This is a genomic window from Ruminococcoides intestinihominis, from assembly GCF_040096285.1.
Taxonomy (GTDB): domain Bacteria; phylum Bacillota; class Clostridia; order Oscillospirales; family Acutalibacteraceae; genus Ruminococcoides; species Ruminococcoides intestinihominis.
Genome location: NZ_JBBMEY010000063.1, coordinates 1 through 7,821 on the forward strand (window position 1 = coordinate 1; position 7,821 = coordinate 7,821).

Below are 7,821 nucleotides of genomic sequence, written 5' to 3' on the forward strand. Positions count from 1 at the left end.
TTATCCTGTTTACAGATAATAATCTCATAGGTATCACACTTTTTAACGGGCGAACAATGTTCGCCCCTACGACTGTAAGCCAAAATTTTGTTATAATTCACACCCACAAACGCTAAATTAGTTGATGTGTAAATAATCATTAGTAGGCACTTTGATATATAAACATTTTTCTTGACATTTTCAGATGGAAATAGTATTATTATGACAGGTTGTCATATAAGTTGCAGTACTTTTTTAAAGGAGATAAGATATTATGATTAAGCAGACATTTTACAATCTACCTGAAACAAAAAGAGAACGAATTTACCAGGCCATAAAAACGGAATTTGACAGAGTGCCACTTGATAAAATAAGCATCAACAGTATTATTAAAGAGGCAAATATTTCTAGGGGCAGTTTTTATCAATATTTTGATGATAAGGGTGACCTTTACGATATTTTCGCAGATAGAATAATGGATAGCATCAAAGAATGTTTTACAAATACTCTTGTTAAATACAAAGGCGACCTTTTCGCTACAATGGAAGAGGTTATGTCCCAGCATTTCACCAAAGTTAGCCAACCTAAAGCAAAAAGCCAAATGCAGAAATTTGTACCCGGTGTATCTGTAAACGCAAAGTCTATTCTTGATAGAATTTGTGAAAGGTCTATCACCTACTTTAATGAACTTATACCTAATATAGACACAAGGAAATTTTCTTTTGATAATTCTCCGGAAGATATTAGAATTCTATTTGAAATGCTAATGTCTATTTCTAAAAATGCAATTTTTGATGTTTTGTTTATGGATATAGATACCGACGAGGCTATTAAGATTTTAAACAAAAAGCTAAAAATCATCAAAAACGGTTGCCTAAAAAAAGAATATAGAGAAGATTAATTTTTAAATCAGACCTAACGAAAGTTAGGTCTTTTCTTTTGTATTTTTATTTTTTCAATTTTGTTGAATTATTTTTAGATTTGCACAATCAGAATTAAAAAACTAATTTATAACACTAAAATATTAAAACCACAATCAAAAACAAACACAAAAGGCGACACCCTATGGTATTTCCTACCATAGGGTGTTTGGGGATTTGGGAATAATGAAACAAATCAATTGTTGTAAGCTAGTTTAATTTTTAAGCCAATCTAATTTTGCTTAAGCTAATTTAATTTTTATGCTTAATTAATTATGTTTATGCTAATTTGATTTTATGCAAATTTAATTTTTAAGCCAATTAAATTTAAATTAATACCGGTTTAATTTTAAATGCCTGTATAATTTTTAATAAGCACAATAGCATTTTATAGATTTTCATTTATAATAATTAATCTATATCTTCCTTTAGTGCTTCAATTATTGAGCCTTTCTTAATTTTGTTAACTGCATAGAACATTGTAAGTCCTACAATTAAGAATACTGCAACAACTACAATTAGGTAAATCATAATATCAGGTCTAAAAGGATAACCTGCTGAGCCTAATGAAACATTCATACCATAGCTAATCAGCAAGCTAAGTGGTAAACCGATAATCAAAGCCTTAATACCATATAACAAACTTTCTAAGCAGACAATTTTGTAAAAGCCTTTCTTGGAAACGCCAACTGAACGTAGCATTGCAAATTCTCTTTTTCTCATTGCAGTACCTGTAGAAATTGTGTTAACAATGTTAAACAGTGTAATCAAAGTAATCAGTGTAATAAAGCCATATAGGAACACCTGAATAGTAAACTTAACAGAATCAGTTGTCTGTTGTTGCATCTCAATATTACTTATATATTCTACACCGTAATTATCTGAAATATCCTCAAGTGTTTTAACTAATTTTTTACTGTCATCAGTAACATAACCATAAGTTATAGTCATATTACTTGGCTTATTATTTGTAACTTTTAAGTATTCTGTCATTGGTGCAAACATAGTGATTTCACTGTTATCATCCATAGTGAACATTGGGTCATTCTCATCATACTTAATAAAGTCACCAATATGAATATTGTTTTCTTCTGATAAAATATGACCTTCCAGTTTATAGTTATCTTCATAAATAGAATCGTCAATAAAACCACCGGCATATAAATCTGATTGGTCACAATACAAACCATAGTTCTTGACACTATCTTTAAATACCGGATCACCCTCTGACTTATCACCAACACTGTTAACTGCAAGTGCTAATAGATTTTTGCCATAATACTTACTTTTATCAATATTATTATCCTTACAAAGTTTATCAAAATACTTGTCATCAACTAAATGCAAACGCATACATAGTTCTTCTTTATATTTATTCTTGTATTTAGAATTCATATAATCAAGATATTTATCCTTATTACTCTTTAGTTGCTGAATATAACAAGCAGTTATTGAATACTTATCTTTAACATTATTTTCCTTAGCAAGTGCTTTATCAAGATTTTCTGCATTACTATATTGAACTGCAACTTCTACCTGATAAGGTTCTTTCTCAAACCCACCTACTTGATTTGTAAGCATACTACAGAAGTAGTTTACTGAAATAAACAGTACAACAGAAATAGTAAGTGAAACAATAATTAATCTTGATTTTTTGCCGTTTCTCTTTAGATTTTTGTTGGCTATTTCACCTTCATAACCAAAGATTTTTCTAATCAACTTTGATGACTTTAGACTTTTTGCCTTTAGCTTAATTGAGTCATTCTGTCTGATTGCATCAATAGGACTAATCTTTGAGGACTTTCTGGCCGGAATATATGCAGAAATAAAGATTGTAATAATACTAAATACAATTATCGAAATAATACTCCAAACCGGTACTGATAAAATAGAATCAATTTTATCCATACCAGACAATGCATTGGCATCAGCCAGTCTATTTATAACTACATTTAAAGTAATATAAATACCGATAATACCGAAGAAAATACCTAAAGGAATTGCAATCATTCCTAGGAAAGCACCTTCAAAATATACTGAATTTCTCTTCTGCTTTCTGGTAGCACCAACACTTGCCAACATTCCTAAGTATCTGATTCTGTCTGTCAGCGACATTGAAAAGGCATTATACACCAGCATAACTGAGGCAGTAATAATAATTATCAGCATAATTATAATAGATACAATCAATATAGCTGTAATATCATTGATTGCCAATGCACCTTGGCTTAGCAAATATTCTGTATTTAAATTACAATAATCAGCAACACCATATTTTTTTAGAATATTATCAATTTGTTTTGTTGCGTTAATATGAACATTTTTTAATTTTCCGTAAATGTCAATACTGGATAGATTATCCTTAGAGGCAGTACCATTTTGACCAAATATGATATTTTGACTATAAATTTGAGTTGCAATATCATCTGTCATAATACCGGTAACAGTAACAACCCTTGTTTCATGCTTTTTAAATATATCACCGACTACAGCCTCATCAGCAAACTTTTCTTCTTTGGTTGTTTTGTCGTAATATTTACCGATTTCAAGGGTAATCTTATCCCCTAATTTCCATGACAGTTTATTGTCATCAATGTAGGACTTTTGAACAAGAATTTCATTTTCATTAGTAGGTAACTTACCCTCAAACTTACTTGTCATAATCATATCCAAGCAGTTAGAATCATATGTTCTTAAGTATGTTGTAACATTCTCAGGATTTTTCACTTTACTTTGTGGTACAATAGTATAATCATAATCATACCCAAAACCAACTTTTTTTAGTTCACTTTCATTTTTTATTTTTAGTGTATCTGTTGTTTCTGTATAAGTACTAAAATCATAGTCACCTGTGATATTTCTCATTGCTTGTCCTGTAACATTAAGTAATGAGGACATACCAACAAATACTGCTGTAATCATTGCAACTGCAACAATGATACCTAAGATAGTGACAACTGTTCTGCCTTTATTTTCTTTTAGGTGACGCAAAGTTAATGTTCTTACAATATTCAACCTTTACTCACCTCATCCTTAACAATCTTACCATCTTCAATAGCAATAATTCTGTCAGCAGACTGAGCAATTCTTTCGTCATGAGTAATCATAATTACTGTTTGGTTATGCTCTCTGTTAAACTTGCGAAGTAAAGCAACAATTTCCTTACTGTTTTCACTGTCAAGGTTACCTGTAGGTTCATCGGCAAGTAAAAGTGCAGGATTGTTAGCCAATGCTCTGCCGATTGAAACTCTCTGTTGTTGACCACCTGAAAGCTGGTTTGGCAAGTGCTTTAGTCTGTCACCTAAGCCAAGGTTACTTACTAAGTAATCAATCTGTTCTTTGTTAGGCTTTCTGCCATCTAAAAGTAGTGGCAAAGTTAAATTTTCTTCAACTGTTAAAATTGGTATTAGGTTGTAGAACTGATATACAAGACCGATTTGTCTTCTTCTGAAAATTGACAAAGGACTTTCTTTTAACTTTGTAATATCTGTACCGTCAATAATTACATTACCGGTTGTTGGTGTATCTACACCACCGATTATATGTAGCAAAGTTGATTTACCTGAACCTGATGGTCCGATAATTGCAACAAACTCACCTTGCTCAACAGTAAAAGAAACATCATCAACTGCTTTTACAAGTGTGTCACCTTTTCCGTAAATTTTTGATAAATTTTTAACTTCAAGTATGTTCATAAATTTTCCTCCCTAACTTTGACTATATCATATCAAAGGAAACTTACATTAAGGTGACTTTAATATTACAAATTCGTCACACAACCATTTTGTTAAATTTAATAATAAATTCTGTTCCTACATTTTCTTCACTGGTAACATCAATTGTGCCACCTTGATTATCTATAATTATCTTGGCAAGTGCAAGTCCAATACCTACACTCTCCTTAGAAGAATTTTCTCCTTGATAAAATCTTTCAAAAATATGTGGCAAATCCTTTTTCTTAATGCCACAACCGTTGTCAGTAATTTTTATGTAACTGTAAATATTAGTTACACCTGTTTCTATATTTAGCTTTCCATTATCGGCAGTATGTTCAATACAATTTTTTATAATATTTTCCACTGCCTCACTTGTCCAGTTTAAGTCACCTGTAAAGGAAAAGTCATTAATAGTAGTTTCAAGTGAAATATTCTTCATTTCCATTTGTACAAGGAATGGACTTAGGCTTTTTGTAATTACCGATAAAACATCAATTTTTTCTTTCTTAAACTTAATTGTACCGGCATCTAACTTTGAAAGTTTAAGGAGATTCTCTACTAACCATTTTATCTTGCTAATCTGAATTTCTATTATAGAGATAAACTCCTTTTGCTTATCAATATTCTTTTCATCTTTCAACAAATCAACCATAACCATAAGTGAGGTTAGTGGTGTTTTTAACTGATGGGAAATATCGGCTAAAGAATCTGCAAGATAGATTTTGTCTTTTTCAAGCAGTTCATTCTTTGAGCGAAGTAACACAATAACCTTGTACAAATTATTCTTTAGGATAGACAGTTCACCCTCAGTATTATCCTTAATATCAATCATATAATTACCGGCACATACAAGTGAAAGGTAGTTATTTAAATCAGCAATTTTCTTGTATCTTTTTTTGGTAACGATATAAAATGTTAAGGTCAAAATTGCACCTAACAAAAAGGTAACTACAGAACATACTACATTAAAGAATAGTGTCACTACAGTTGCAACTATTGTTCCTAAAAAGCCCATTAAAGCAATAATCTTTATATCTTTATTTATCATTTTCAATCACATATCCTAATCCACGAATTGTCTTGATAATCATAGGGGCTGATGGGTCATCCTCAATTTTATCTCTTAATCTTTTAATATAAACAGTAAGAGTGTTGTCATTTACAAAATCACCCTCAACATCCCAAATATATTCCAACAGTTTATTACGAGAAAGAATATTACCACGATTATTAAGCAAAATTAAGAATAGCTTATACTCCATAGCAGTTAAAATAACTTCCTGACCATTCTTGAAAACTGTTGCTTTGTTTGTATTAATAAGTACATTTCCAATTTTTATGATACCTTTATTTTCCCTATTGTATCGTCTAAGGACACTTTTAATTCTTGCAATAAGTTCCTTAACTCTAAATGGTTTAGAAATATAGTCATCAGCACCAAGTTCAAGACCCATAACCACATTAACTTCATCATCATAAGCAGTAAGGAAAATTACCGGAAAGTCACCGATTGACTTTATCTTTTTGCAAACATCATAACCACTTCCGTCAGGTAAAGTTAAGTCAAGAATATATAATGCAAATTTCTCTTTATTTATAATTTCAAAAGCTGACTTTACACTGGTTGCAATTGTTACGGTATAGCCCTCATTTTCAAGAGAATACTTTAGGCCAATACCAATAGCCTCATCATCTTCAAGTAGAAAAACATTCATTTAATCACCCCAAATAATAATAACACATAGGCAAAAATACTTCTATTACAAAATTGTAAGAAAAAGTATTGTCAATAGGTAAAATCGTATTGACAATAGGTGAAATTTAAAATAAAATATAGTTATCAAATAAGGAAAGGAATGATAATAAATGAATATTTGGCACGATATTTCCCCAAAAAGAATTACAACAGACAAGTTTTATGCAGTTATTGAAATTTCTAAGGGTGGCAAGAACAAATACGAATTAGACAAAGAAACAGGATTACTAAAATTGGACAGAGTGCTTTTTACATCCACCCACTATCCGGCTAACTATGGCTTTATTCCTCGTACATATGCAGATGACGGTGACCCACTTGATGTACTTGTATTATGTAGTGAAACTATTCAGCCTATGACACTGGTTGAATGTAAACCAATCGGTGTACTGACTATGATTGATGATAACCACAATGATGAAAAAATCATTGCAGTTCCGGTTAATGACCCTAACTACAACGGTTACAGTGATATTTCTGACCTACCTACTCATTATTTTGAAGAAATCAGACATTTCTTCCAGGTTTATAAAACCCTTGAAAATGATAAGGTTACTACTGTTACAGAAATTAACGGTTGTGAAGATGCAAAGGAAGTTATCAGAAAGTCTATTGACAGTTACATTCGTGACTTCCAAATGGCATAAAATATAATAAAGTTTTTACTAAGCCTACTAATTTAAAAGTTTGTGGGCTTTTTATATACACTTAATTTAGGTGATGTTATGTTTTTTGAAAATCTATGGAAAGAAATTTCTACCCTTAATGAGGTTCAATCTATTGCTTTAGCCGGTTCCAGGGCAAGTGAAAAGTATGATGAAAAATCAGATTACGACTTATACATTTACTGTGATACTGTTCCAAATGACTCATCCCGGTGAAAAGAGAATGGTTGAATATGCTAAAGGTTATGGTAAAATTCTTCCAAAAAATTTTGAAGAAAATTTAACAAGTCTGTTCTCTAATATGTTTTCTGATAAAGAAAATACACTTCTTATATTAGCAAACATTGTAACAGAAATAAAAAAAGTAATATAATAATCATAAAATTTAAATTCTTAACACTTAATTTATATTTTAGTATATTTCAAAATCTCCATCAAAGATGGAGATTTTTTTGCACATTAAATATTTTGAATTACACCTTGTAATTTTGCTTTTCATTCTTCCTTGTCCTAGTGTATAAATCTTTTTGTCAATTAGGGGTTTTCAATTTTGTCAGTAGGTTAAGAAAAAATTAATAAATTAGGGTTTGTGGTGATGATGCAAATTATAAAAAGTGTATACTATGTCCTTTCTCTCTTGTATACCAAGTTATTGCACAATTCATAATACAACAATATTTTGTAGCATAAACAATACTGATTTTTATAGTATATTATGGCTTACAGTCGTAGGGGCGAACACTGTTCGCCAGTTAAAAAGTGTGATACCTATGGGATTATTGTCC

Annotated in this window: 8 protein-coding genes; 4 read left to right on the forward strand and 4 right to left on the reverse strand. The window is 30.7% G+C overall.

Features of this window, described 5'->3' with window-relative positions:
* The first annotated feature begins 253 nt into the window (after positions 1-253).
* Positions 254-880 (forward strand): TetR/AcrR family transcriptional regulator, encoded by a 627-nt coding sequence (locus tag WMO18_RS10145; protein ID WP_022505313.1) that lies wholly within the window; start codon positions 254-256, stop codon positions 878-880.
* Between the two features lie 430 nt (positions 881-1,310).
* Here WMO18_RS10145 and WMO18_RS10150 read toward each other — a convergent pair whose 3' ends face one another.
* From WMO18_RS10150 to WMO18_RS10165, 4 genes are all read right to left on the reverse strand, one after another.
* Positions 1,311-3,914 carry an ABC transporter permease gene (locus WMO18_RS10150; protein WP_367286578.1) on the reverse strand — a complete coding sequence of 868 codons (2,604 nt, stop codon included), beginning with the start codon at positions 3,912-3,914 and terminating at the stop codon, positions 1,311-1,313.
* Positions 3,911-4,594 (reverse strand): ABC transporter ATP-binding protein, encoded by a 684-nt coding sequence (locus WMO18_RS10155; RefSeq protein WP_211148568.1) that lies wholly within the window; start codon positions 4,592-4,594, stop codon positions 3,911-3,913. The genes WMO18_RS10150 and WMO18_RS10155 overlap by 4 nt, the downstream gene beginning before the upstream one ends.
* Before the next feature lie 76 nt (positions 4,595-4,670).
* A complete protein-coding gene (locus WMO18_RS10160) occupies positions 4,671-5,663 on the reverse strand; it encodes a sensor histidine kinase (protein ID WP_367286579.1) in 993 nt (330 codons plus the stop codon).
* Positions 5,653-6,330 (reverse strand): response regulator transcription factor, encoded by a 678-nt coding sequence (locus WMO18_RS10165; RefSeq protein ID WP_211148625.1) that lies wholly within the window; start codon positions 6,328-6,330, stop codon positions 5,653-5,655. The genes WMO18_RS10160 and WMO18_RS10165 overlap by 11 nt, the downstream gene beginning before the upstream one ends.
* 151 nt (positions 6,331-6,481) lie before the next feature.
* On the opposite strand from WMO18_RS10165, the gene WMO18_RS10170 reads away from it, so the two are divergent.
* From WMO18_RS10170 to WMO18_RS10180, 3 genes are all read left to right on the forward strand, one after another.
* Complete coding sequence (locus WMO18_RS10170) at positions 6,482-7,018, forward strand: inorganic diphosphatase (protein ID WP_022505667.1); 537 nt, start codon at positions 6,482-6,484, stop codon at positions 7,016-7,018.
* A gap of 78 nt (positions 7,019-7,096) precedes the next feature.
* Positions 7,097-7,252, forward strand: a complete 156-nt coding sequence (locus WMO18_RS10175) for a nucleotidyltransferase domain-containing protein (protein WP_022505668.1) — start codon at positions 7,097-7,099, stop codon at positions 7,250-7,252.
* The gene (locus WMO18_RS10180) at positions 7,236-7,409 is read left to right on the forward strand and encodes a hypothetical protein (protein ID WP_329978788.1); all 174 of its coding nucleotides are present in this window, start codon (positions 7,236-7,238) and stop codon (positions 7,407-7,409) included. The genes WMO18_RS10175 and WMO18_RS10180 overlap by 17 nt, the downstream gene beginning before the upstream one ends.
* Positions 7,410-7,821 lie beyond the last annotated feature (412 nt).

What these genes read in the sequence shown, in the direction of transcription:
- WMO18_RS10160 (WP_367286579.1), bottom strand. Translation starts at nt 5,663, where the DNA reads ATGATAAATAAAGATATAAAGATTATTGCTTTAATGGGCTTTTTAGGA.
- WMO18_RS10155 (WP_211148568.1), bottom strand. Translation starts at nt 4,594, where the DNA reads ATGAACATACTTGAAGTTAAAAATTTATCAAAAATTTACGGAAAAGGT.
- WMO18_RS10175 (WP_022505668.1), top strand. Translation starts at nt 7,097, where the DNA reads ATGTTTTTTGAAAATCTATGGAAAGAAATTTCTACCCTTAATGAGGTT.
- WMO18_RS10145 (WP_022505313.1), top strand. Translation starts at nt 254, where the DNA reads ATGATTAAGCAGACATTTTACAATCTACCTGAAACAAAAAGAGAACGA.
- WMO18_RS10180 (WP_329978788.1), top strand. Translation starts at nt 7,236, where the DNA reads ATGACTCATCCCGGTGAAAAGAGAATGGTTGAATATGCTAAAGGTTAT.
- WMO18_RS10170 (WP_022505667.1), top strand. Translation starts at nt 6,482, where the DNA reads ATGAATATTTGGCACGATATTTCCCCAAAAAGAATTACAACAGACAAG.
- WMO18_RS10165 (WP_211148625.1), bottom strand. Translation starts at nt 6,330, where the DNA reads ATGAATGTTTTTCTACTTGAAGATGATGAGGCTATTGGTATTGGCCTA.